The 22,446-nt window shown below is 60.2% G+C and carries 21 protein-coding genes; 12 read left to right on the forward strand and 9 right to left on the reverse strand.

Going from position 1 to position 22,446, the window contains the following annotated elements:
• Window positions 1-93: 93 nt before the first annotated feature.
• The 6 genes from HUW52_RS18940 to HUW52_RS18965 all read right to left on the reverse strand — a co-directional run bounded on the left by HUW52_RS18940 (window position 94) and on the right by HUW52_RS18965 (window position 6,140).
• The gene (locus HUW52_RS18940) at window positions 94-273 is read right to left on the reverse strand and encodes a hypothetical protein (protein ID WP_026000548.1); all 180 of its coding nucleotides are present in this window, start codon (window positions 271-273) and stop codon (window positions 94-96) included.
• Window positions 274-429: 156 nt separating this feature from the next.
• Window positions 430-1,605 (reverse strand): lactonase family protein, encoded by a 1,176-nt coding sequence (locus tag HUW52_RS18945; RefSeq protein ID WP_175554556.1) that lies wholly within the window; start codon window positions 1,603-1,605, stop codon window positions 430-432.
• Window positions 1,592-1,903: a DUF5629 family protein gene (locus HUW52_RS18950; RefSeq protein ID WP_175554557.1), complete on the reverse strand. Its 312-nt coding sequence runs from the start codon at window positions 1,901-1,903 to the stop codon at window positions 1,592-1,594. The genes HUW52_RS18945 and HUW52_RS18950 overlap by 14 nt, the downstream gene beginning before the upstream one ends.
• 179 nt (window positions 1,904-2,082) lie before the next feature.
• Window positions 2,083-3,663: an aldehyde dehydrogenase (NADP(+)) gene (locus tag HUW52_RS18955; protein ID WP_175554558.1), complete on the reverse strand. Its 1,581-nt coding sequence runs from the start codon at window positions 3,661-3,663 to the stop codon at window positions 2,083-2,085.
• Window positions 3,664-3,672: 9 nt separating this feature from the next.
• The gene (gene araD1, locus HUW52_RS18960; protein ID WP_175554559.1) at window positions 3,673-4,665 is read right to left on the reverse strand and encodes an AraD1 family protein; all 993 of its coding nucleotides are present in this window, start codon (window positions 4,663-4,665) and stop codon (window positions 3,673-3,675) included.
• 152 nt (window positions 4,666-4,817) lie between these two features.
• A complete protein-coding gene (locus HUW52_RS18965) occupies window positions 4,818-6,140 on the reverse strand; it encodes an MFS transporter (protein WP_150652178.1) in 1,323 nt (440 codons plus the stop codon).
• Window positions 6,141-6,333: 193 nt separating this feature from the next.
• Here HUW52_RS18965 and HUW52_RS18970 point away from each other — a divergent pair, with 193 nt between their 5' ends.
• Both HUW52_RS18970 and HUW52_RS18975 read left to right on the forward strand, forming a co-directional pair.
• Complete coding sequence (locus tag HUW52_RS18970) at window positions 6,334-8,070, forward strand: IlvD/Edd family dehydratase (protein WP_016984385.1); 1,737 nt, start codon at window positions 6,334-6,336, stop codon at window positions 8,068-8,070.
• 185 nt (window positions 8,071-8,255) lie between these two features.
• Window positions 8,256-8,975, forward strand: a complete 720-nt coding sequence (locus tag HUW52_RS18975) for a FadR/GntR family transcriptional regulator (RefSeq protein ID WP_016984384.1) — start codon at window positions 8,256-8,258, stop codon at window positions 8,973-8,975.
• A 262-nt stretch (window positions 8,976-9,237) separates the two neighbouring features.
• On the opposite strand, the gene HUW52_RS18980 is transcribed toward HUW52_RS18975, so the two are convergent.
• Window positions 9,238-11,622 (reverse strand): RND family transporter, encoded by a 2,385-nt coding sequence (locus HUW52_RS18980; protein WP_016984493.1) that lies wholly within the window; start codon window positions 11,620-11,622, stop codon window positions 9,238-9,240.
• On the reverse strand, window positions 11,619-12,662 hold the full coding sequence (locus HUW52_RS18985) for a YCF48-related protein (protein WP_175554560.1): 1,044 nt from the start codon (window positions 12,660-12,662) through the stop codon (window positions 11,619-11,621). The genes HUW52_RS18980 and HUW52_RS18985 overlap by 4 nt, the downstream gene beginning before the upstream one ends.
• A gap of 462 nt (window positions 12,663-13,124) precedes the next feature.
• On the opposite strand from HUW52_RS18985, the gene HUW52_RS18990 reads away from it, so the two are divergent.
• From HUW52_RS18990 to HUW52_RS19020, 7 genes are all read left to right on the forward strand, one after another.
• Window positions 13,125-13,715, forward strand: coding sequence for an amino acid synthesis family protein (locus HUW52_RS18990; RefSeq protein WP_007917992.1), 591 nt, complete (start codon window positions 13,125-13,127; stop codon window positions 13,713-13,715).
• A gap of 31 nt (window positions 13,716-13,746) precedes the next feature.
• A complete protein-coding gene (locus tag HUW52_RS18995; protein ID WP_175554561.1) occupies window positions 13,747-14,580 on the forward strand; it encodes an alpha/beta fold hydrolase in 834 nt (277 codons plus the stop codon).
• Entirely contained in the window at window positions 14,577-16,058 is a 1,482-nt protein-coding gene (locus HUW52_RS19000; protein ID WP_034155596.1) for an aldehyde dehydrogenase, read from the forward strand. The genes HUW52_RS18995 and HUW52_RS19000 overlap by 4 nt, the downstream gene beginning before the upstream one ends.
• A 12-nt stretch (window positions 16,059-16,070) precedes the next feature.
• A complete protein-coding gene (locus HUW52_RS19005; protein ID WP_007917997.1) occupies window positions 16,071-16,556 on the forward strand; it encodes a flavin reductase family protein in 486 nt (161 codons plus the stop codon).
• Window positions 16,557-16,689: 133 nt separating this feature from the next.
• Entirely contained in the window at window positions 16,690-17,094 is a 405-nt protein-coding gene (locus HUW52_RS19010) for a carboxymuconolactone decarboxylase family protein (RefSeq protein ID WP_016984498.1), read from the forward strand.
• 42 nt (window positions 17,095-17,136) lie between these two features.
• Complete coding sequence (locus HUW52_RS19015) at window positions 17,137-17,889, forward strand: GntR family transcriptional regulator (RefSeq protein WP_007918001.1); 753 nt, start codon at window positions 17,137-17,139, stop codon at window positions 17,887-17,889.
• A gap of 1 nt (window position 17,890) precedes the next feature.
• The gene (locus tag HUW52_RS19020; protein ID WP_175554562.1) at window positions 17,891-18,454 is read left to right on the forward strand and encodes an NUDIX hydrolase; all 564 of its coding nucleotides are present in this window, start codon (window positions 17,891-17,893) and stop codon (window positions 18,452-18,454) included.
• A gap of 124 nt (window positions 18,455-18,578) precedes the next feature.
• On the opposite strand, the gene HUW52_RS19025 is transcribed toward HUW52_RS19020, so the two are convergent.
• Window positions 18,579-18,875, reverse strand: a complete 297-nt coding sequence (locus tag HUW52_RS19025) for a DUF1330 domain-containing protein (RefSeq protein WP_175554563.1) — start codon at window positions 18,873-18,875, stop codon at window positions 18,579-18,581.
• A gap of 68 nt (window positions 18,876-18,943) precedes the next feature.
• Between HUW52_RS19025 and ribBA the strand changes: the two genes are divergently transcribed.
• The 3 genes from ribBA to HUW52_RS19040 all read left to right on the forward strand — a co-directional run bounded on the left by ribBA (window position 18,944) and on the right by HUW52_RS19040 (window position 22,440).
• Window positions 18,944-20,053 (forward strand): bifunctional 3,4-dihydroxy-2-butanone-4-phosphate synthase/GTP cyclohydrolase II, encoded by a 1,110-nt coding sequence (gene ribBA, locus HUW52_RS19030; RefSeq protein ID WP_016984501.1) that lies wholly within the window; start codon window positions 18,944-18,946, stop codon window positions 20,051-20,053.
• 417 nt (window positions 20,054-20,470) lie between these two features.
• Window positions 20,471-21,496, forward strand: coding sequence for an ABC transporter substrate-binding protein (locus tag HUW52_RS19035; protein WP_008088087.1), 1,026 nt, complete (start codon window positions 20,471-20,473; stop codon window positions 21,494-21,496).
• Window positions 21,493-22,440 carry an ABC transporter permease gene (locus tag HUW52_RS19040; protein WP_016984503.1) on the forward strand — a complete coding sequence of 316 codons (948 nt, stop codon included), beginning with the start codon at window positions 21,493-21,495 and terminating at the stop codon, window positions 22,438-22,440. The genes HUW52_RS19035 and HUW52_RS19040 overlap by 4 nt, the downstream gene beginning before the upstream one ends.
• The last annotated feature ends 6 nt before the right edge of the window (window positions 22,441-22,446 follow it).

The raw sequence follows: 22,446 nt of genomic DNA on the forward strand, positions 1-22,446 counted from the left end.
AAAGCTGCCGAAGGCTGCGATCTGTTGAGTTTGCTTTTAACAAACAAATTCAACAGATCGCAGCCTTCGGCAGCTGTGGTCGAGGCGAAAATTTCAGTGTTGGGCTTTGTGATCCAGTGCGGCGTAGAAGTTGGCGCTCTGTTGCAGGTATTTCTGGGTGTAGCTCTGGGTGTGGGATTTTTTGCTGGCGATTTCAACGTTGGCACCGGCTGGCAGTACCACGGTGGCAGAGATGGCGGAAGCGGCAATCACAGAGAAGAGATTGAAGTTCATGGCGGTAACCCTCGTGTTCAGTTGGCTTGTTTGCCCGGTTGGGCCGTGAAGCAAACTTAACGCTCGAGGGTTGATCGCTTGAAATGCTTTGTAGCATTAGCGGATATCAGCGCGATTAATACAAAGAGGCAGGCCCCGTAAACCGGGGCCTGTGGCTTATTGTCGCACTAGAAACTTGAGGTCGCTGGGCGCGTCCATCGGCAGTTTCTGCACGGTTTTGCCGAGCAGACCGGTCTTGCCGTCGCGCTCGACGACGACAATTTCGTTGCTTTTCTGGTTGGCGATCAGCAGGAATTTGCCACTTGGGTCGAGGCTGAACTCGCGCGGGTGATCACCTTCCACCGAGCGTTTTTGCAGTTCTTTGAGCTGGCCGCTCGCCGGATCAATTGCAAACACCACCAACTGATTGGCGGTGCCACGGTTGCTGACGTAGAGGAACTTGCCATCCGCCGAGGCGTGCAGCGCCGCACCGGCCTTGTCCGAAGTCGGCTGGCCGGCGGCCAGATCGACCAGTTGCGTCTGGGTCAGCACGCCGTCGTTATAGTCGAACACCGCGACTTGCGCGCTCATCTCCATGGTCAGCCAGGCGTGTTTGCCGTCTGCGCTGAACAGCAGATGGCGCGGGCCGCTGCCGGCGGGCATGGCGACCGAAGCGGTTTTCGCCGGGGTCAACGGCAGCTCCGGGTTGGCTTTCGGGTCGAATTGGTAGATGAAGACTTTGTCCGCACCGAGGTCGTTGGAGAACACATAGCGTCCGTCCGGCGAAGAGACCGTCGAGTGCACGTGGTTCGACGCCTGACGCTCGGGATTAACCCGGCTGGCCGGGTGCGCGCTCATCTGCACGACGGGTTTAAGTTTGCCGTCGGCACCGACCGGCAATACCGCCAGCGTTCCACCCGGATCTTCCACCACCGAATAGTTGCTGACGAACAAGTGGCTGGCGTCGCCGCTGAGGCTCGAATGGGTCGGTTCGTTGCCCAGGCTCTGCACCTGATTGATCAGAGTCAGGGCGTGGGTTTTCGAATCAATCGAATAGCTGCTGACGCGGCCGACCGGGTCTTTCTGGCCCGGGCCGTTTTCGTTGACCACGAACAGCCGACGCTGGTCTTTGGACAGGGTCAGCCATGACGGGTTTTCGCTTTTGACCACTTGCAGCGGTTTAGCGGCGATCTGGCCGGTGGCGCTGTCGAAGTTCATTCGATAGAGGCCTTGGCTTGTGTTGGCGGTGTAGGAACCGACCAGCAACTGGAAGTTCTCGGCGGATGCGCTGGGAAGCCCCATGGCACCGACGCTGCCGGCCATCAGCAGCGGCCAGAATTTACGCATTTTCATCAGATTCTTCCTCATCGTCGCTGCTGCTGATTACGTCGCCAAGGCAAACCAGGCGGTGTTCGCCGGTGGTCTTGGTGTCGCTGGCATAGCCAACGACCAGCCAGCTCTGCAGGTCCTCGTCAAACGTTGCCGCTGCAACCTGAGCCGGAGTGAATTCCCAATGCTTGGCCGCGCGGCCATCGATGCATTCGATGTGCAGGTTGTCGTCTTCATCGAGGGCGAATTCGAAGGCGTGCAGGCCGTCGATTTCGACCATTCCGCAGTGTTCGAGAGCGTTGAGAAGGGTTTGGGCAGTCATGGCAAACAGTCTTTCTAGGGGGGAAAGGGCCAATGATAGCTCAATGTGATCCAGAGGCCCCGCTGTTACCCCTGTGGGAGCGAGCTTGCTCGCGAATGCAGTGTGTCAGTCGACAAATATGTTTCTGATACACCGCTTTCGCGAGCAAGCTCGCTCCCACAGGGGATATTGGCTGTCAGTTACAACGCGTCGCGTGAGGGCTTGCCGTCGACGAGGCGCTGGATGCGCAACGGGTTGGCATTTTTCAGCGGCTCCGGCAGCAAGCTGTCCGGGTAATTCTGGAAGCACACCGGGCGCAGGAAGCGGTCGATGGCCAGCGTGCCCACCGAAGTGCCGCGCGCATCGGATGTCGCCGGATACGGCCCGCCGTGGACCATCGAATCACAGACCTCGACACCGGTCGGATAACCGTTGAGCAGGATCCGCCCGACCTTCTGTTCCAGCAACGGCGTCAGCTCAGGGAAGCGCTCAAAGTCCGCCAACTCACCAATGATCGTCGCGGTGAGTTGCCCGTGCAGGCCATGCAGCGCAGCGCTGAGTTGCGCCTTGTCCGCCACTTCGACAATCACCGTGGTCGGGCCGAACACTTCTTCCTGCAGCACTTCATCGCCATCGATCAACAGACTGGCATCGGCCTTGAACAACTGCGGCTGGGCCTGATTGCCTTGCTGCGGATTGCCGGCCAGATGCTCAATGCCGGAATGCGCCAACAGCTTCTGCAAGCCTTTGCCGTAGCTGCCGAGGGTGCCGGCGTTGAGCATGGTTTGTGCCGGTTGATCGCCGATCAAACCGGCGACTTGCTGCACGAACGCGCTGAACTGCGGCGAGCGAATACCGATCACCAGCCCCGGATTGGTACAGAACTGGCCGCAGCCTTGCACCACCGAAGCGGTCAGGTCGCGGGCGACGGTTTCCGAACGCTCGGCAAGGGCCTGCGGCAGAATGATCACCGGGTTGATGCTCGACATCTCGGCGAACACCGGGATCGGCTGCGGCCGTGCGGCAGCCATGTCGCACAGCGCTCGACCGCCCTTGAGCGAGCCGGTGAAGCCAACCGCCTGAATCGCCGGGTGCTTGACCAGCCATTCACCGACGCCACCGCCATAGATCATGTTGAACACGCCGGCTGGCATCGCGGTTTTTTCTGCTGCACGAATCACCGCATCGGCAACCAGCTCAGCCGTGGCCATGTGGCCGCTGTGAGCCTTGAACACCACCGGGCAACCGGCGGCCAAGGCCGATGCGGTGTCGCCGCCAGCCGTGGAAAACGCCAGTGGAAAGTTGCTGGCACCGAACACGGCTACGGGGCCGAGACCAATGCGGTACTGGCGCAGATCCGGACGTGGCAGCGGTTGACGATCCGGCAGGGGTAAATCAATTCGCGCACCGTAGAAATCGCCTCGACGCAGAACCTTGGCGAACAAGCGCATTTGCCCGCTGGTACGTCCGCGCTCACCCTGAATGCGCCCGGCTGGCAACGCCGTTTCGCGGCAGACCACAGCGACGAAATCATCACCGAGCGCATCCAGTTCATCGGCTATCGCATCGAGAAACTGCGCGCGGCGTTCGGCGCTGAGGCTGCGATAAGCAGGATACGCGGCAGCGGCGGCTTTAGCGGCGGCGTCGACCTCTTCAACCGTGGCCTGAATGAAATCGTGCGGCAATTGTTCGCCCGTCGTGGCATCGACGGATTGCAGTTTGACGTCGCCAGCAGCACTGCGCTGACCGCCGATGTAGTTGTGACCGAGAATCTGAGTCATGGGATCTCCTTAAAGGGTGCCGATGCTGTCCGGCTCAAAAGCGGCCGCGATCGGCACAATGCCGTTGACCAGCGGTGCGCCGAATTCGGCCTGGCTGATTTCGAACAGGTCGCCCGGTTGCGTGCGGATGCCGTCGGCAAACGACAGAGTCGCGGTGCCGAAGAAGTGTATGTGCACGTCGCCCGGGCGCAGGAACTGACGGTATTTGAAGTGGTGGTATTCGAGGTTGGCGAGGCTATGGCACATGTTTGCCTCGCCACTGAGAAACTCGTTCTGCCAAAGCACTTCGCCTTCACGCAGGATACGGCTGGTGCCTGCCAGATGTTGAGGCAGTTCACCGGTGCGAAGTTCCGGACCATAGCTGCAGCTGCGCAATTTCGAATGTGCGAGGTACAGGTAATTCTTGCGCTCCATGACGTGGTCGGAGAATTCGTTGCCGACCGCGAAACCGAGGCGATAAGGCTTGCCGTCGCTGCCGATGATGTAGAGGCCGGCCATCTCCGGCTCCTCCCCGGCGTCTTCAGCAAACGGTGGCACCGGGAAAGGTTGGCCCGGACGCACAACGATGCTGCCGTCGCCCTTGTAGAACCACTCCGGTTGCACACCGGCCTGCCCCGCCGCCGGTTTGCCGCCCTCCACGCCCCATTTGAAAATGCGCATGGTGTCGGTCATCGTCGCTTCGTCGCCAGCCTGCTGGTGCATTTTGTCCCGCGCCGAGGCGCTGCCCAAGTGGGTCAGGCCGGTGCCGCTGATCAACATGTGCGCCGGGTCCGGGTGGTCGAGTGGCGGCAGGATGCGCAGTTGCGCGAGCAGTTCGGCGTAGTCGTGGCTGATGCCGAGACCGAGGTTTTGCACTTGCTGCTCAAGGGAGTGGCCGGCCTCGATGGCGGCCAGGGCCAGATCGCGCACGCTGCGCGCGTCCTGGACTTCGCGCACCAGACCGTTGTCGACCACGCCGACGCGGCGCTCGCCGTTGCTTAATTCGAATTGAACCAGATGCATGATTTTCTCCTATTCCCTCAAAAACACCGCAGATCCCCTGTGGGAGCGAGCTTGCTCGCGAAAGCGGTGTATCAGTCACTCACAATGTTGAATGTGATTGCCTCTTCGCGAGCAAGCTCGCTCCCACAAGGGATTCGCGTGAATTCCAGCATTCAGGTGCGGGTGGCGCCGCGTGCGCTGGCGGCGAATTGGTCCACTGGCAGGACGTGTTTGCGTTCCAGCACTCGATAAACCACGCCCGTCAAAATCAAGCCGAACACCATCACCCCCGAGAGGAAGTACAGGCCGGACGCAAGATTCCCGGTGTACTCCTTCAACGCCCCAATCACAAACGGCCCGATGTACCCGCCCAGATTCCCCACCGAATTGATCAGCGCAATCCCCGCCGCCGCACTCGCGCCAGCAAAGAACCGCCCCGGCAAGGTCCAGAACACCGCGGTGCAGGAAAACAGCGCAAACGCCACCAGACACAGCGCCGCCAGCTGCGCCACCGGCAACGACAGCCACGCACTCATGAACAAGCCAATTGCGCCCAGCACATAAAGAACGGCGAGGTGCCCATAACGATCATTCAAACGGTCAGAGCTGCGCGGCACGATCAGCAACCCGATGATCCCGAAAATGTACGGCACCGACGAGACGAAACCGGTGACCAGATCACTGCCGCCAAACTGTTTGATCAGCGTCGGCAACCACAAACCCAAGCCATAAATGCTCAACGTCACCGGCAGATAAAACAGCGCCAGCAACAACACCCGTTTGTCCTTCAGCGCATGCAGCGGGTTGCCGTGACGAGTCTGGCCGTACTCCTGCAGGTCCTTTTTCAGCTCGCCGGTCAGCCAGTCTTTTTCCGCTTGATCCATCCATTTCACTTGCTGCGGGCCGTCCGGCAACCAGCGCAGCACCGGCCAGGTCAGCAGGATCGCCGGAGTACCGATGACGATAAACAGCCACTGCCAGCCGTGCAGGCCAAGGACGCCGTCCATCCCGAGCAAACCGCCGGACACCGGGCCGGTGATCATCATCGCGATCGGTTGCGAAAGGATGAACAGCCCGAGGATCTTGCCGCGATGGCGCACTGGGAACCATTGGGTGATGTAGTAGAGAACGCCGGGGAAGAACCCCGCCTCGGCCGCGCCGAGCAGAAAGCGCATCACGTAAAAACTGTGCGGCCCCTGGACGAACGCCATGCCGATGGTGATCGCGCCCCAGGTGATCATGATCCGCGCAAACCAGCGTCGTGCGCCGAAGCGTTCGAGCATCAGGTTGCTGGGAATTTCGAGGAGGAAGTAACCAATGAAGAACAGCCCGGCGCCGAGGCCGTAAGCCGCATCGCCAATGCCGATGTCGGCGCCCATGTGCAGCTTGGCGAAGCCGACAGCGGAGCGATCCACATAGGCGATCAGGTACAGCAGGATCAGGAAAGGAATCAGTTTCAGCGTAATGCGCCGTATCAGCCGCAGTTCCTGGCTCATGAGATCGGTCTCCGATTGTTGTTTTTATAGAACCTCGGGGGACGCCTCTCACGGAAAACCGCCAGGGCCATCCCTCCGTCGAAAACGACTATATAGTAATACTAATTCACCAACAACACTTCCAAACCTAGGATTTTGCGCTTAGATTAAGCCGTAGCTGGAACACTATAGTCATACAATAAGAGAATCGATCATGTCTGATAAGAAACCCACCCTGCGCTCCGCCCAATGGTTTGGCACGGCCGACAAGAACGGCTTCATGTACCGCAGCTGGATGAAGAATCAGGGCATCGCCGACCACCAGTTTCATGGCAAGCCGATCATCGGCATCTGCAACACCTGGTCGGAACTGACCCCGTGCAACGCGCACTTCCGCCAGATCGCGGAGCACGTCAAACGCGGGGTGATCGAGGCTGGCGGTTTTCCGGTGGAATTCCCGGTGTTCTCAAACGGCGAATCGAACCTGCGCCCGACCGCCATGCTCACCCGCAACCTGGCGAGCATGGACGTTGAAGAAGCGATTCGCGGCAACCCGATTGACGGCGTAGTGCTGCTGACCGGTTGCGACAAAACCACTCCGGCGCTTCTGATGGGCGCGGCCAGTTGCGACGTGCCGGCCATCGTCGTCACCGGCGGGCCGATGCTCAACGGCAAGCACAAGGGCAAGGACATCGGTTCCGGCACCGTGGTCTGGCAGCTCAGCGAGCAGGTCAAGGCCGGCACCATCACGATTGACGATTTCCTCGCGGCCGAGGGCGGCATGTCGCGTTCGGCGGGTACCTGCAACACCATGGGCACCGCATCGACGATGGCCTGCATGGCTGAAGCACTCGGCACCTCGCTGCCGCACAACGCGGCGATTCCAGCGGTGGACGCACGACGTTACGTGTTGGCGCATATGTCCGGCATGCGTGCGGTAGAGATGGTTCGCGAAGATTTGAAACTGTCGAAGATTCTGACCAAAGAAGCCTTCGAAAACGCTATCCGCGTGAACGCTGCTATCGGCGGTTCGACCAACGCGGTGATTCACTTGAAGGCCATCGCCGGGCGCATCGGTGTCGAGCTGGATCTGGACGACTGGACCCGTATCGGTCGCGGCATGCCGACCATTGTCGACCTGCAACCGTCGGGGCGTTTCCTGATGGAAGAGTTCTATTACGCCGGTGGTTTGCCAGCGGTGCTGCGCCGTCTCGGTGAGGCCAATCTGATTCCTCATCCGAATGCGCTGACCGTCAACGGCAAGTCCATCGGCGAGAACACCAAGGACGCGCCGATCTATGGCGAAGACGAGGTGATCCGCACGCTCGACAATCCGATTCGCGCCGACGGTGGCATCTGCGTGTTGCGCGGCAATCTGGCGCCGCTCGGTGCTGTGCTCAAACCGTCCGCCGCGACCCCGGAATTGATGCAGCATCGTGGCCGCGCGGTGGTGTTCGAGAACTTCGACATGTACAAGGCGCGGATCAACGATCCGGAGCTGGAGGTCGATAAGGATTCGATTCTGGTAATGAAGAACTGCGGGCCGAAGGGTTATCCGGGCATGGCTGAAGTCGGCAACATGGGCTTGCCGGCCAAGCTGTTGGCACAGGGTGTGACGGACATGGTGCGCATTTCCGATGCACGGATGAGCGGCACGGCGTACGGCACGGTGGTCTTGCATGTGGCGCCGGAAGCGGCGGCCGGCGGGCCTTTGGCGACGGTGCAGGAAGGCGACTGGATCGAGCTGGATTGCGCCACCGGGCGTTTGCATCTGGACATCCCGGATGCTGAACTGGCCGCGCGCATGGCGGATCTGCAGCCACCGCAGCAATTGTTGGTGGGCGGCTATCGTCAGCTGTACATCGACCATGTGCTGCAGGCGGATCAGGGCTGTGACTTTGACTTCCTGGTCGGTTGCCGAGGGGCTGAAGTTCCGCGCCACTCTCACTGATCACACAAATCCCTGTGGGAGCGAGCTTGCTCGCGAAGACGGCGGTACATTCAACTGTAATGTTGTTTGACCCACCGCTTTCGCGAGCAAGCTCGCTCCCACAGTTGTTCTTTACCCGCCTCAAGATTGTGCCGTGCCTGCTATGATGCGCGGCATCTCCATCGCTCAGGATCGCGCCGTTCCCCATGGATTACCGCAAACCCTCCGACCGCAAAAGCATGCACTCGCGCATCGTCCAGGAACTGGGCATGCAGATCGTCTCCGGACGCTTCAAGCCCGACGACAAACTGCCCGCCGAAGCCTTGCTCTGCGAGGAATACGCGGTCAGTCGGCCGGTGTTGCGTGAAGCCACGCGGGTGCTGGTGGCCAAAGGTCTGGTGTATTCCAAGCCGCGAGTGGGAACTGTGGTCAAGGCGCGCCGCGAATGGCACATGCTCGACCCGGACGTGCTGCACTGGTTGATGCAGAGCAGCCCGCAGAATGAGTTTTTCAATGTGCTGACCAGTGTGCGCAGCATTATCGAGCCGGCGGCTGCCGCCCTCGCCGCTCAGCACGCCACCGATGCCGATATCGCGGCGATTGGTGAGGCGTACCAGCGCATGGAGGCGGCGCCGACGCCGGAAGCGTTGTTGCAGCCGGATCTGGATTTCCATAGCCGGATCGCCGATGCGACGCACAATGATCTGTTGGCGAACCTGTGCAACATGTTGTCGGTGGCGATTGCCGAGGCGTTGAAGCACTCGAATCAGCGGCCGAATCTGCATGAATTGGCGTTGCCGCGGCATAAGGCGATTTTGACGGCGATCGAGAATCGGGATGCGCTGGGGGCTCGGCATGCGACGTTGGTGCAGTTGGATGATGCGCGTAGTGCGCTCAGCGTTGTGCTTGGCACAGAACTCTCTTAAATTTTTAACCCTCTTGCCCTCACCCTAGCCCTCTCCCAGAGGTAGAGGGGACCGACCGAGTTGTGCTGCGTCATACATCGACCTGAAAAACCGAGTCGATTATGGATTCAAAGCAAATCGTTCAAGTCGGTGTAAATCTCCAATATTCCCCAATCAGTCCCCTCTCCCTCCGGGAGAGGGCTAGGGTGAGGGGCTGTTGATCTTCAGCCACAAAAAAAGCCGCAACCCTAAGGTTGCGGCTTTGTCGTTTCAGGCTTGCAGATCAGTGGGCGAACAACGAATTGCCCTTCTGCCCCGCCAGTTTCTCAGGCTTGATCAGGAACTTCGCCAGTGCCGGCAGCAGCCACAGCGCACCGAACATGTTCCACAGCAGCATGAAGGTCAGCATCAGGCCCATGTCAGCCTGGAACTTGATCGCCGAGAAGATCCAGGTGCACACGCCAATCGCCAGGCACAGACCGGTAAACAGTACCGCTTTACCGGTAGATTTCAGCGTCTGGTAATAGGCTTCCTGCAACGGCAGCCCCGCACGCAGGAAACTCTCCAGACGGCTGTAGATGTAGATGCCGTAGTCGACACCAATCCCCACACCCAGCGCCACCACCGGCAGCGTCGCGACTTTCACGCCGATGCCCATGAACGCCATCAGCGCGTTGCCGAGTACCGAGGTCAGCACCAGCGGCAGGACGATGCACAGGGTCGCCGCCCACGAACGGAAGGTGATCATGCACATCACCGCCACGCAGATGTACACCAGAATCAGGATGGTCAGCTCAGCCTGTTTGATGACTTCGTTGGTGGCCGCTTCGATCCCGGCGTTACCGGCGGCAAGGATGAATTCCAGACCGTCCTTGTTGTTGTCCTTGGCGAATTCCTGCACCGCGTGCACCGCACGATCGAGGGTTTCGGCCTTGTGATCGTTGAGGAACACCAGCACTGGCGCCAGCGAGCAACTGTTGTTGTAGAGACCGTCGGCGCGGGCAATCGAGTTGTTCAGCACATCCGGGTTGCGCGACAGGGTTTCCCATTTCAGGTTGCCCTCGTTCATGCCCTTGATCATCTGCTTGGACACAGTCACCAGCGAGATCGCCGACTGCACGCCCTCGGTGTTCTGCATCTTCCACATCAGTTCGTCGATCGGCGCCATGGCTTCATAACGCGAGCAGCCTTCAGCCTTGGTCTTGACCATTACCACCAATACGTCAGAGCTGGTGGAGTAATTGCTGATGATGAAATTGTTGTCCTTGTTGTAGCGCGAATCCGGACGCAGCTCCGGCGCGCCCTGGTCGAGGTCGCCGATTTTCAGGTTCTGGCTGTACCAGAGGCCGCCGCCGAAGGCGATCAGCGCCAGCACCACCGAGATGCGTGCGACTTTCGGGTTGGCGAAATTCGACAGCAGGCGCCAGAACGGGTGTTCGCGGTTCGCGTCCTTCTTGCTCCTGGCAATCGCGCGCTTGCTGATGCCGACATAGGAAATCGCCACTGGCAGCAGGATCAGGTTGGTGAACACGATCACCGCCACGCCGATCGACGCGCCAATCGCCAGTTCACGGATCACGCCGATGTCGATGATCAGCAGCGTGATGAAACCCACCGCATCCGCGAGAATCGCGATCATCCCCGGCAGGAACAGTTGCCGGAAAGTGCGCCGCGCAGCGGTAAGGGCGTTGTCGGCCTCGCTGGATTGCAGGGCGATACCGTTGATCTTCTGCACGCCGTGGGAAATACCGATGGCGAAGATCAGGAACGGCACCAGCATCGAATACGGATCGAGCCCGAAGCCGAAGAAGTGCATCAAGCCGAGCTGCCAGACCACCGCCACCAGCGTCGTACTCAACACCGCAATGGTGCTGCGCACGCAGTTGGTGAACCACAGCAGCAGGATCAGGGTGATGACGAAAGCGATGCCGAAGAACAGCACCACCATCACCAGACCGTCGATCAGGTCGCCGACCTTCTTGGCGAAACCGACAATGTGGATCTTGACGTTGGGGTTCTGCGCTTCGAACTTGTTGCGGATCTTGTCTTCGAGTTCATGGGAGAACTTGCGATAGTCCAGCGCCAGCAACTTGCCCTGGTCTTCCGGATCCGGATAGGACTCCAGCAGCGGGATATCGACGATGCTCGACTTGAAGTCGTTGGCCACCAGCCGCCCGACCTGACCGGACTTGAGCACGTTGTTGCGCAGCAGGTCGAGGCTGTCCTGCGAGCCGTTGTAGCTCTGCGGGATCACTTCACCACCGGCAAAACCTTCTTCGGTCACTTCGGTCCAGCGTACGCTTGGGCTCCACAGCGACTTCAGCCCGGAGCGATCAACGCCGGAGATGTAGAACACCTCGTCGTTGATCTGGCGCAGGGTCTCCATGTATTCCTTGGAGAAGATGTCGCCGTCCTTGGCTTCCACCGAAATCCGCACGGTGTTGCCCAGGTTCGCCAGATCGTTGCGGTGCTCCATCATCTTCTCGATGAACGGATGCTGGAGCGGGATCATTTTTTCGAAACTGGTCGACGGCCGGATCAGCGTCGCCTGCCAGAACAGGAAAATGCTCACCACCAGACAGATCAGGATCACTGCCGGGCGATTGTTGAAAATCAGGCGTTCAAGAAACGTCGCCTTGTCCTGCTGAGGAGTGATCAAGGAAGTCATAGCCCCGCCTTCTTGTTATTGATCTCGGCACCGTTCGGCTGTGTGGTGTGGAGACCACCCTGCCCGCTCAGAATCAGGTTGCCGTCGCCGGCAGCCGTGACCGATGACAGCGAGATGCGGTCCGGACGGTTGAACACGCTGAAGGTCTCGCCGTTGTCGCTGCTGCTGATCACCGAACCGCCGTTGCCAACAATCACGATTGAGCCGTCCGGCAGCAAGGTTGCGCCAGACAGGCCGAACTCCAGCGCACCGCGCGCGGCTTTCAGTTCGACCTGCTCCCAGTTACTGCCGAAATCGGTGGAGCGATAGAGGTTGCCGCGCAAGCCGTAAGCCAACAGGGTTTGCGGCTGCGCCGTGCCGATCACGCCGAACAACGAACCTTCGTACGGGCCTTCGAGTTTTTCCCAGGTCTGGCCGTCGTCGGCGGAGCGGAACATGCTGCCCGACTCGCCGACGATAAACAGCCCGGCGTCCTTCACCGCCGCGATGGCGTTGAGGTGGAATTGATCTTCGTTGTCGAGGCGGTCGCTGACATCTTCCCAATTCTTGCCGCCGTCGGTGGTTTCCAACAGCGCACCGTAAGCGCCCACGGCGAAGCCGCTGTTGACGTCCTTGAACCAGACATCGAGCAGCGGCGATTCACGTTTGAGGTCTTCAAATTGCTTGGTCCAGGTCAGACCGCCGTCTGCGCTGGCGAGGATTTGTGCGTCATGCCCGACCGCCCAGCCGTGTTTGTCGTCGACAAAATACACGGCGGTCAGCAGTTGCCGGCTCGGCACCTTGGCCTGGATCCAGGTCTTGCCCTGGTCATCGGAATAAAGGATGTGCCCGCGATCGCCGACCGCCACCAACCGTTTGCCGGCGTGGACAACATCGAGAATCAGGCTTTTCGCGGCTTTGCCGGATTCGGTGGCATAGACCACGTCGGCTGGCGCCTCGGCGGCGATCACCGGTGCCGATAACGTGGCAAAGCCCAGCAGAGAGAGTGCTGTGGCCAGCAACGCGGTGTTGCGTAACGCCGGCGGGCGGCAACGACTCATAGACCTTCCCCTATTTATTATTGTTAGGCCATTTGGCCTTCAAGGGCGCCGCAAGTGTGCTCCGTTGATGGCTGCTCAGGAGCATAGTCCTGAAACCCGCAATCCAGAGCCACTTCGGAAGCTGGCTCATCCTATCGGGCTTTCGAAACGTCTGACAATCGGCGCCACGTTATCTTTTGTTAACCGAAAGCGGCCTTCTGTAACGAGGCAATTCCCCTGTGGGAGCGAGCTTGCTCGCGAAGGCGGTGTAACAGTCACCCTTTCTATTGGATGACACACCGCTTTCGCGAGCAAGCTCGCTCCCACAGGGGTTAAAGGTGATCTTCGGATTTGTGGTGGCGAGTGAATGCAGCGCCATTCGCCGGATGGATGAGGCAAATCTTGCGAGGGGGACTTGCACGATCGGTATTATGGTATACCATCAGACGCACAGACACTCTCAATCCCTCAACGGAGCAGCTCATGAGTTTCGAAATTCGCAAGATCGTCAGCTATGTCGAAGAAACCTTCATCGAAGGCGGCAAGGCCACTGACAAGCCAGTGACCATGGTCGGCCTCGCCGTGGTGATGAAAAACCCTTGGGTGGGCAACGGTTTTGTTGAAGACCTCAAGCCGCAGATCCGCGCCAACTGCTCCGACCTCGGCGCACTGATGGTCGAGCGTCTGGTCGGCATTATCGGCGGTGCAGAAAAAATCGAGGCCTACGGCAAAGCTGCCGTGGTCGGTGCCGATGGCGAAATCGAACACGCCTCCGCCGTAATCCACACCCTGCGCTTCGGCAACCACTACCGCGAAGCCGTCAACGCCAAGAGCTACCTGAGCTTCACCAACAAGCGCGGCGGCCCGGGCACTTCGATTCAGATCCCGATGATGCACAAGGACGACGAAGGTCAGCGTTCGCACTACATCACTCTGGAAATGCAGATCGAAGACGCGCCGCGTGCCGACGAAATCGTCGTCGTGCTGGGTTGCGCCGACGGTGGCCGTCTGCACCCGCGCATCGGCAACCGCTACATCGATCTGGAAGAACTGGCCGCCGAAAAAGCCCAGTAACCACAATAAAAAGGCATTGCAGGAGCGCTCCATGATTCGGCTCACCGCTGAACTCACCCCGGCTGGCACCAGTTACCTGGCGACCGGCCAAGGCCAGCCCGTGGTTTTGATCCACGGCGTGGGCCTGAACAAAGAAATGTGGGGCGGGCAGATTGTCGGCCTGTCCAGCCAGTACCGGGTGATCGCCTACGACATGCTCGGTCATGGCGCCAGCCCGCGACCGGCCAGCGGCACCAATCTGCTCGGTTACGCCGATCAGTTGCTCGAGCTGCTCGATCACCTGAATCTGCCACAGGCAGCGGTGATCGGTTTCTCCATGGGCGGTCTGGTCGCGCGGGCCTTTGCCCTGCATTACCCGCAGCGCCTGCAAAGCCTGGTGGTCTTGAACAGCGTGTTCAACCGCAGCGAAGAACAGCGTGCCGGCGTCATTGCCCGTACCGCGCAAGCGGCGGAACATGGCCCGGACGCCAATGCCGAAGCGGCGTTGTCTCGCTGGTTCAGCCGTGAATATCAGGCGGCCAACCCGGCGCAGATCGCCGCATTGCGCCAGACCCTCGCCAATAATGATCCGCAGGGTTACCTGACCACCTACGAATTGTTCGCCACTCAAGACATGTACCGCGCCGACGACCTGGGCAGTATTCAGGCGCCGACGCTGATCGCCACTGGCGAACTCGACCCGGGTTCGACCCCGGAAATGGCCGAGCAACTGGCCCGACGCATCCCCGGTGCGAAGGTTGCCGTGCTCCCCGAGCAACGGCATATGATGCCGGTAGAGTCGCCGCGTCTGGTCAATCAGACGCTGCTGGAATTTCTCCAATTCGCACACTCCCGACAAAACCATATAAAGGGGATCGTTGCATGACACTCGCACGCTTCCAGATGTGCATCGGCGGAGAATGGGTCGACGCCCTCTCCGGCAAGACCTTCGAAAGCCTCAACCCGGCCACGGCGCAAGCCTGGGCCGAATTGCCTGACGCTGATGAAGCGGACGTCGAACGCGCCGTGCAATCGGCACAGGCTGCATTCGACAGCCCGGCATGGCGTGGCCTGACCGCGACCGCACGCGGCAAACTGCTGCGCCGTCTCGGTGACTTGATCGCGGAGAACAAGGAACAACTGGCTCAGCTGGAAAGCCGCGACAACGGCAAGCTGATCCGCGAAACCCGTGGCCAGGTCAGCTATCTGCCGGAGTTTTTCCACTACACCGCCGGCCTGGCCGACAAGCTTGAAGGCGGCACGCTGCCGCTGGATAAGCCCGACCTGTTCGCCTACACCGTGCACGAAGCAATGGGCGTGGTCGCCGCGATCATTCCGTGGAACAGCCCGCTGTACCTGACCGCAATCAAACTGGCGCCGGCCCTCGCCGCTGGCAACACGATTGTGATCAAGCCTTCCGAGCACGCTTCGGCGACCATTCTTGAACTGGCACGTCTGGCGCTCGAAGCCGGGATTCCGCCGGGCGTGGTCAACGTCGTCACCGGTTACGGCCCAAGCACTGGCGCCGCCCTCACCCGCCATCCGCTGATCCGCAAAATCGCCTTCACCGGCGGCGCGGCCACAGCACGGCATGTGGTGCGCAGCAGCGCCGAGAACTTCGCCAAGTTGTCGCTGGAACTGGGCGGCAAGTCGCCGAACATCATCTTCGCCGACGCTGATCTGGACAGCGCGATCAACGGCGCGATTGCCGGCATCTATGCGGCGTCCGGGCAGAGTTGCGTGTCCGGTTCGCGCCTGCTGGTGCAGGACGAAATCTACGACGAATTCGTCAATCGACTGGTTGAACGCGCCCAGCGCATTCGCATTGGCAACCCGCAGGAAGACCACAGTGAGATGGGCCCGATGGCGACCGCGCAGCAACTGGCGGTGGTTGAAGGCCTGGTCGCGGATGCCATCGCCGAGGGCGCGCGTTTGCGGACCGGCGGCAAGCGCCCAACCGATCTCGGCGAAGGCTGGTTCTACGAGCCGACGCTGTTCGAATGCGATCGCAATTCGATGAAGATCATGCAGGAAGAAGTCTTCGGCCCGGTGGCTTCCGTGATTCGTTTTAAAGATGAAGCCGAAGCGCTGGCCATCGCCAACGACTCGCAGTTCGGCCTCGCCGCTGGCATCTGGACCCGCGATCTGGGCCGTGCCCATCGTCTGGCGCGCGATGTGCGCTCCGGGATTATCTGGGTCAACACTTACCGCGCGGTGTCAGCAATGGCACCGATCGGCGGCTTCAAGAACAGTGGCTATGGACGCGAAAGCGGCATCGATTCGGTGCTGGCCTACACCGAACTGAAAACGGTGTGGATCAACCTGTCTCAGGCGCCAATGCCTGATCCGTTTGTGATGCGCTAGGAGTCCTGCGAAATGATCGAACCCGGCATTTACAAAGACGTCATGAGCTCGTTCCCGTCCGGCGTCACGGTGGTCACCACCCTCGACCCGGATGGTGGAATTGTCGGCATCACCGCCAGCGCCTTCAGCGCGCTGTCGATTGACCCGGCGCTGGTGCTGTTCTGCCCCAACTATGCTTCCGACACGTATCCGGTGTTGCGTGACAGCAAGAAATTCGCGATCCATTTGCTGTCGGCTGACCAGACCGCCGAGGCCTATGCGTTTGCCGGTAAGGGCAAGGACAAGGCCAAGGACATCGAATGGCACCTGAGCGAACTCGGTAATCCGATCCTGGCCAAGGCCACGGCGATCATCGAGTGTGAGTTGTGGCGTGAATATGACGGTGGCGATCACGCGATCATTGTTGGCGCGGTGAAGAACCTGATCCTGCCGGCGCAACCGGTGACGCCGATGATCTACCACAAGGGCAAGCTCGGCCCCCTGCCAACCCTGGCCTGAGGCGACAATGCGAAACCCTGTGGGAGCGAGCTTGCTCGCGAAGGCGTAGTGTCAGTCGACATCAATGTTGAACGTAGTGACGCTTTCGCGAGCAAGCTCGCTCCCACAAGGGATAGTGGTGACAGGAGGAATGATGAGTAACGAAAAGTACGAAAAAGGCCTGAAAATCCGCACTCAGGTGCTCGGCGAAGCCTACGTTCAGCGCTCTATCGACAACGCTGACGACTTCACCCGCCCGCTGCAGGAAATGGTCACCGAATACTGCTGGGGTCATGTCTGGGGTCGTGAAGGTTTGTCGCTCAAGGAGCGCAGCATGATCAACCTGGCGATGATCTCGGCGCTCAACCGTCCGCACGAACTCAAGCTGCATGTGCGTGGCGCCTTGCGTAACGGCCTGAGTCGTGAGCAAATACGCGAAATTCTGCTTCAGGTCGGCATTTATTGCGGCGTTCCGGCAGCCGTGGACAGCTTCCGGCTGGCCCGTGAAGCCTTTGCCGAAGCCGACGCCGAAGCCTCAGTCAACCCCTCGGCTGTTTAGATGCCCGTCTGGCATGGACAGCCAACCGAAAGAGCGGACCCCATGAAACGCCAGCCACTCGACGACAGCTTCAAGGTCAATCGCAACCCCGTTACCCTGCGCGAAATCGTGCTGGATAAACTGCGTAGCGCGATCATGAATTTCCAGCTCATGCCGGGGGATCGTCTGGTCGAACGCGATCTGTGTGATCGCCTCGGCGTCAGCCGTACTTCGGTGCGTGAAGCCTTGCGTCACCTGGAATCCGAAGGCCTGGTCGAATTCGCCGATGCCAAAGGCCCGCGTGTCGCCATCATCACATTGGCCGACGCCGTGGATATCTACGAATTGCGTTGCGTGCTGGAAGGTTTGATCGTGCAGTTGTTCACCCTGCGCGCCAAAGCCAAGGACATCAAGGCCCTGGAAAAAGCCCTCGACGAGAACCGCAAGGCGCTCAAGGACGGCGAACTGCAACAGGTGATCGACTCGGTGCAGGGCTTCTACGACGTGCTGCTCGAAGGCTCGGGCAACCATGTCGCGGCGACTCAGTTGCGTCAGTTGCAGGCGCGCATCAGCTACCTGCGCGCGACCTCGGTATCGCAGGAAAACCGTCGCGGTGCGAGTAATCAGGAAATGGAGAAAATGGTCGAAGCGATCAAGAGCGGTGATCCGCTGGTGGCGCATCAGGCCTGTGTTGATCACGTTCGCGCTGCCGCTGCAGTAGCGCTCGACTATCTCAAGCGCAAGCAGGAAGAGACCGGCGCAACCCCGGCCATGACCCTGCCCATCGCGCTGAAAGAACCGCGTATAGGTCACTGATATGTTCAGCCCGAGCTATTGCCCGAAATGCGGTGGCCCTGACCTCGGTCAGCAGATACCGGCGGGCGATACGCACGAGCGCCTGATGTGTCGCGGCTGCGGCTACATCCATTACATCAATCCGAAAATCATTGCCGGCTGCATCATCGAGCAGGACGGCAAATACCTGCTGTGCCAACGGGCGATCCCACCGCGCCCGGGCACCTGGACGCTGCCGGCCGGCTTCATGGAAAGTGGCGAAACCACTGAGCAAGCGGCGATCCGCGAAGTCTGGGAAGAAAGCGGCGTGCGCGCGGAAATCGTCTCGCCGTACTCGATTTTCAGCGTGCCGAAGATCAGCGAGGTGTACATCATCTTCCGCGCGATCGCGCTGGAGATTACCGGCCAATTTGGCCCGGAAACCCTCGACTACAAGTTCTTCGCGCCTGAAGACATCCCGTGGGAGCAGATCTATTACCCGGCGATCCGGCAGATTCTCGAGCGCTATATCGAGGAGCGTCAGGCTGGGGTGTATGGGATCTACATGGGTAATGACGACAGCGGCAAGATCCACTTCATCCGCTGAAGATTGCCTATCCCCCTGTGGGAGCGAGCTTGCTCGCGAATGCGGTCAGACATTCAACATGTGTATCGACTGACACGACGCCTTCGCGAGCAAGCTCGCTCCCACAGGGTGGTAGTGGTGTTGCTTAAACTGGGGCGATGCCTTCGACAATGATGATTTCCGCCCTCGCCCATTCTTCGCGGTAACTTTTCGCTTCCTGGTACGCCGCCGAGTGGTAGCACGCCACGGCTTTTTCGTAGCTTTCAAACTCGATCACCACGCTGCGCTGCGGTGTCTCGCGCCCTTCCATAGCCTCGCTGCGCCCGCCCCTCGCCAGAAATTTCGCACCAAACTCAGCGAACGCCGCCGGCGCGCGCTGGGTGTATTGGCTGTAGTGATCGGCATCGACTATATCCACATGAGCAATCCAGTACGCCTTCATAGTGACCTCTTTGTTGATTTTGTATTATGGTATACCAATATATTTCCAACGAACCCTGAGAGTCCAGCATGGCCTTCAACAGCATCGAAGAAATCATCGAAGATTATCGTCTCGGCAAAATGGTCCTGCTGGTCGATGACGAAGACCGCGAGAACGAGGGCGACCTGCTGCTGGCCGCCGACCGTTGCACACCCGAGGCGATCAGCTTCATGGCCCGTGAAGCGCGCGGGCTGATCTGTCTGACCCTGACCGACGAACATTGCCAGCGTTTGGGCCTGGAGCAAATGGTCCCGGCCAACGGCAGCGTGTTCAGCACCGCGTTTACCGTGTCGATCGAAGCGGCGGTTGGCGTGACCACCGGCATCTCGGCGGCTGATCGCGCCTGCACCGTTGCCGCCGCCGTCGCGCCGAATGCCCGCGCGGAAGACCTGGTGCAGCCGGGGCATATCTTCCCGCTGCGCGCCAAGGACGGTGGCGTGCTGACCCGCGCCGGGCATACCGAAGCCGGTTGTGATCTGGCTCGATTGGCCGGTTTTACCCCGGCCTCGGTGATTGTCGAGGTGATGAACGACGACGGCACCATGGCCCGTCGCCCGGATCTGGAAGTGTTTGCGCGCAAGCACGGGATCAAGATCGGCACCATCGCCGACCTGATCCACTATCGCCTGAGCACCGAACACACCATCGAACGGATTGGCGAACGGGAGCTGCCGACGGTGCATGGCACGTTCCGTTTGATCACCTTTGAGGATCGCATCGAGGGCGGCGTGCACATGGCGATGGTCATGGGCGATTTGCGCCGTGAAGAACCGACGCTGGTGCGCGTGCATGTGATTGATCCGCTGCGCGATCTGGTCGGCGCCGAGTACAGCGGGCCGACGAACTGGACGTTGTGGGCGGCGTTGCAACGGGTTGCGGCGGAGGGGCATGGGGTTGTGGTCGTGCTGGCCAATCATGAGTCTTCGCAGGCGCTGCTGGAGCGGGTGCCACAATTGACCCAGCCGCCGCGGCAGTTCAGTCGCTCGCAATCGCGGATTTATTCGGAGGTCGGGACTGGGGCGCAGATTTTGCAGAATCTGGGGGTTGGCAAACTCCGCCATCTCGGCCCGCCGCTCAAATACGCTGGCCTGACCGGGTATGACCTGGAGGTGGTCGAAAGTATTCCGTTCACTGAGTAAAGCTGCCCTCACCCCAGCCCTCTCCCGGAGGGAGAGGGAGCCGACCGAGGTGTTTGCCCACTAGACATCGACCTGAAATACCGAGTCGAACTCAGATTTTGAACAGCACAAAGATCGGCTCCCTTTCCAATGCCGAGTCGAGCGCGGTTTTGAACGACATGAAGATCTGCTCCCTTTCCACCTCTCCCATTGGGAGAGGGCTGGGGTGAGGGGCTGGATCTAAAATTTCTACACATCTCTCAAGTGAAAAACCATCAGCCTCCAGATAACCGGTAAGGCAAAGTGCTTGCACAAAGTTTGGAATACCATAATATGATATTCCATAGACCGGACACTCCAAAGAACGTCCATCTACTGCTCCCGATAGGCGGGCAACAACGCAAGCCCGCTCAAAAACACAACAATGAGGGCGTGAAAATGGTGTTGAACAAAGCTGCAACCGCGATCTTTTTTGCGGGACTGCTCAGCGTCACCGGCCAGGCTGCAATGGCGGCCGAAAGCGTGAACTTCGTCAGCTGGGGCGGAAGCACCCAGGATGCGCAGAAACAGGCCTGGGCCGATCCGTTCAGCAAGGCCAGCGGCATCACCGTCGTGCAGGACGGCCCGACCGACTACGGCAAACTCAAAGCCATGGTCGAGAGCGGCAACGTGCAGTGGGACGTGGTCGATGTCGAAGCCGATTTCGCCCTGCGCGCCGCGGCTGAAGGCCTGCTCGAACCCCTCGATTTCAAAGTGATTCAGCGCGACAAGATCGACCCGCGTTTCGTCAGCGATCACGGCGTCGGCTCGTTCTTCTTCTCCTTCGTCCTCGGCTACAACGAGGGCAAACTCGGCGCCAACAAGCCGCAGGACTGGAGCGCCCTGTTCGACACCAAGACCTACCCCGGCAAACGCGCCCTGTACAAATGGCCAAGCCCCGGCGTGCTCGAACTGGCGCTGCTGGCCGACGGCGTAGCGGCCGACAAGCTCTACCCGCTGGATCTGGATCGCGCCTTCAAGAAACTCGACACCATCAAGAAAGACATCGTCTGGTGGGGCGGCGGCGCGCAGTCGCAGCAACTGCTGGCGTCCGGTGAAGCGAGCATGGGCCAGTTCTGGAACGGTCGCATCCACGCCCTGCAAGAAGACGGCGCACCGGTCGGTGTGAGCTGGAAACAGAACCTGGTCATGGCCGACATTCTGGTGATTCCAAAAGGCTCGAAAAACAAGGACGCGGCGATGAAGTTTCTGGCCAGCGCCAGCAGCGCCAAAGGCCAAGCCGACTTCTCCAACCTGACCGCCTACGCCCCGGTCAACCTCGACAGTGTGGAGCGTCTGGATTCGACGCTGGCCCCCAACCTGCCGACTGCCTACGCTAAGGATCAGATCACTCTTGATTTCGCGTACTGGGCCAAAAACGGCCAGGCCATCGCGACACGGTGGAACGAATGGCTGGTCAAATGAAAATGGCGGCCACCGCGTCCCGTCCCTCCACTGCCACCGGGAGCGCGACCAGCGCTGCCGGCTCGGCCCACGGAAAACAGGCGGTTGCGATGCAGCAAGCCCCGTCCCTCAGACAACGCTGGCGCGGCGCCGGCAACCTCGTACCGGCGCTGCTGTTCATCGGCCTGTTCTTTCTCGCGCCGTTGATTGGCCTGCTGTTGCGCGGCGTGCTCGAACCGACGCCTGGCCTTGGCAACTACGAACAACTGTTCGCCAACTCGGCGTATGCCCGAGTGCTGCTCAACACCTTTTCGGTGGCCGGACTGGTGACGCTGTTCAGCCTGCTGCTGGGCTTTCCGCTGGCCTGGGCGATCACCCTGGTGCCGCGCGGCTGGGGGCGCTGGATTCTCAACATCGTGCTGCTGTCGATGTGGACCAGCCTGCTCGCCCGCACCTATTCGTGGCTGGTGTTGCTGCAAGCCTCGGGCGTGATCAACAAGGCTCTGATGGCGATGGGCATCATCGATCAGCCGCTGGAAATGGTGCATAACCTCACCGGCGTGGTGATCGGCATGAGCTACATCATGATCCCGTTCATCGTGCTGCCGTTGCAGGCGACCATGCAGGCCATTGACCCGATGATTCTGCAGGCCGGTTCGATTTGCGGCGCGAGTCCGTGGACCAACTTTTTCCGGGTGTTCCTGCCGCTGTGCCGGCCGGGTCTGGCCTCCGGTGGCTTGATGGTGTTCGTCATGTCGCTCGGTTACTACGTCACCCCGGCACTGCTCGGCGGGGCGCAGAACATGATGCTGCCGGAGTTCATCATTCAGCAGGTGCAATCGTTCCTCAACTGGGGCCTGGCCAGTGCCGGCGCTGCGTTGCTGATCGCGATCACTTTGGTGCTGTTCTACTTCTACCTGAAGCTTCAGCCGGAATCCCCGGTTGGCGCCAGTAACGCGAGGTAAGCCGAC

Source organism: Pseudomonas sp. 43A (genome assembly GCF_013363935.1).
GTDB lineage: Bacteria > Pseudomonadota > Gammaproteobacteria > Pseudomonadales > Pseudomonadaceae > Aquipseudomonas > Aquipseudomonas crudilactis.

Excerpts from the sequence above, each read along its gene's own strand:
- HUW52_RS18940 (WP_026000548.1), bottom strand. The coding sequence starts at position 273 with ATGAACTTCAATCTCTTCTCTGTGATTGCCGCTTCCGCCATCTCTGCC.
- HUW52_RS18945 (WP_175554556.1), bottom strand. The coding sequence starts at position 1,605 with ATGAAAATGCGTAAATTCTGGCCGCTGCTGATGGCCGGCAGCGTCGGT.
- HUW52_RS18950 (WP_175554557.1), bottom strand. The coding sequence starts at position 1,903 with ATGACTGCCCAAACCCTTCTCAACGCTCTCGAACACTGCGGAATGGTC.
- HUW52_RS18955 (WP_175554558.1), bottom strand. The coding sequence starts at position 3,663 with ATGACTCAGATTCTCGGTCACAACTACATCGGCGGTCAGCGCAGTGCT.
- araD1 (WP_175554559.1), bottom strand. The coding sequence starts at position 4,665 with ATGCATCTGGTTCAATTCGAATTAAGCAACGGCGAGCGCCGCGTCGGC.
- HUW52_RS18965 (WP_150652178.1), bottom strand. The coding sequence starts at position 6,140 with ATGAGCCAGGAACTGCGGCTGATACGGCGCATTACGCTGAAACTGATT.
- HUW52_RS18970 (WP_016984385.1), top strand. The coding sequence starts at position 6,334 with ATGTCTGATAAGAAACCCACCCTGCGCTCCGCCCAATGGTTTGGCACG.
- HUW52_RS18975 (WP_016984384.1), top strand. The coding sequence starts at position 8,256 with ATGGATTACCGCAAACCCTCCGACCGCAAAAGCATGCACTCGCGCATC.
- HUW52_RS18980 (WP_016984493.1), bottom strand. The coding sequence starts at position 11,622 with ATGACTTCCTTGATCACTCCTCAGCAGGACAAGGCGACGTTTCTTGAA.
- HUW52_RS18985 (WP_175554560.1), bottom strand. The coding sequence starts at position 12,662 with ATGAGTCGTTGCCGCCCGCCGGCGTTACGCAACACCGCGTTGCTGGCC.
- HUW52_RS18990 (WP_007917992.1), top strand. The coding sequence starts at position 13,125 with ATGAGTTTCGAAATTCGCAAGATCGTCAGCTATGTCGAAGAAACCTTC.
- HUW52_RS18995 (WP_175554561.1), top strand. The coding sequence starts at position 13,747 with ATGATTCGGCTCACCGCTGAACTCACCCCGGCTGGCACCAGTTACCTG.
- HUW52_RS19000 (WP_034155596.1), top strand. The coding sequence starts at position 14,577 with ATGACACTCGCACGCTTCCAGATGTGCATCGGCGGAGAATGGGTCGAC.
- HUW52_RS19005 (WP_007917997.1), top strand. The coding sequence starts at position 16,071 with ATGATCGAACCCGGCATTTACAAAGACGTCATGAGCTCGTTCCCGTCC.
- HUW52_RS19010 (WP_016984498.1), top strand. The coding sequence starts at position 16,690 with ATGAGTAACGAAAAGTACGAAAAAGGCCTGAAAATCCGCACTCAGGTG.
- HUW52_RS19015 (WP_007918001.1), top strand. The coding sequence starts at position 17,137 with ATGAAACGCCAGCCACTCGACGACAGCTTCAAGGTCAATCGCAACCCC.
- HUW52_RS19020 (WP_175554562.1), top strand. The coding sequence starts at position 17,891 with ATGTTCAGCCCGAGCTATTGCCCGAAATGCGGTGGCCCTGACCTCGGT.
- HUW52_RS19025 (WP_175554563.1), bottom strand. The coding sequence starts at position 18,875 with ATGAAGGCGTACTGGATTGCTCATGTGGATATAGTCGATGCCGATCAC.
- ribBA (WP_016984501.1), top strand. The coding sequence starts at position 18,944 with ATGGCCTTCAACAGCATCGAAGAAATCATCGAAGATTATCGTCTCGGC.
- HUW52_RS19035 (WP_008088087.1), top strand. The coding sequence starts at position 20,471 with ATGGTGTTGAACAAAGCTGCAACCGCGATCTTTTTTGCGGGACTGCTC.
- HUW52_RS19040 (WP_016984503.1), top strand. The coding sequence starts at position 21,493 with ATGAAAATGGCGGCCACCGCGTCCCGTCCCTCCACTGCCACCGGGAGC.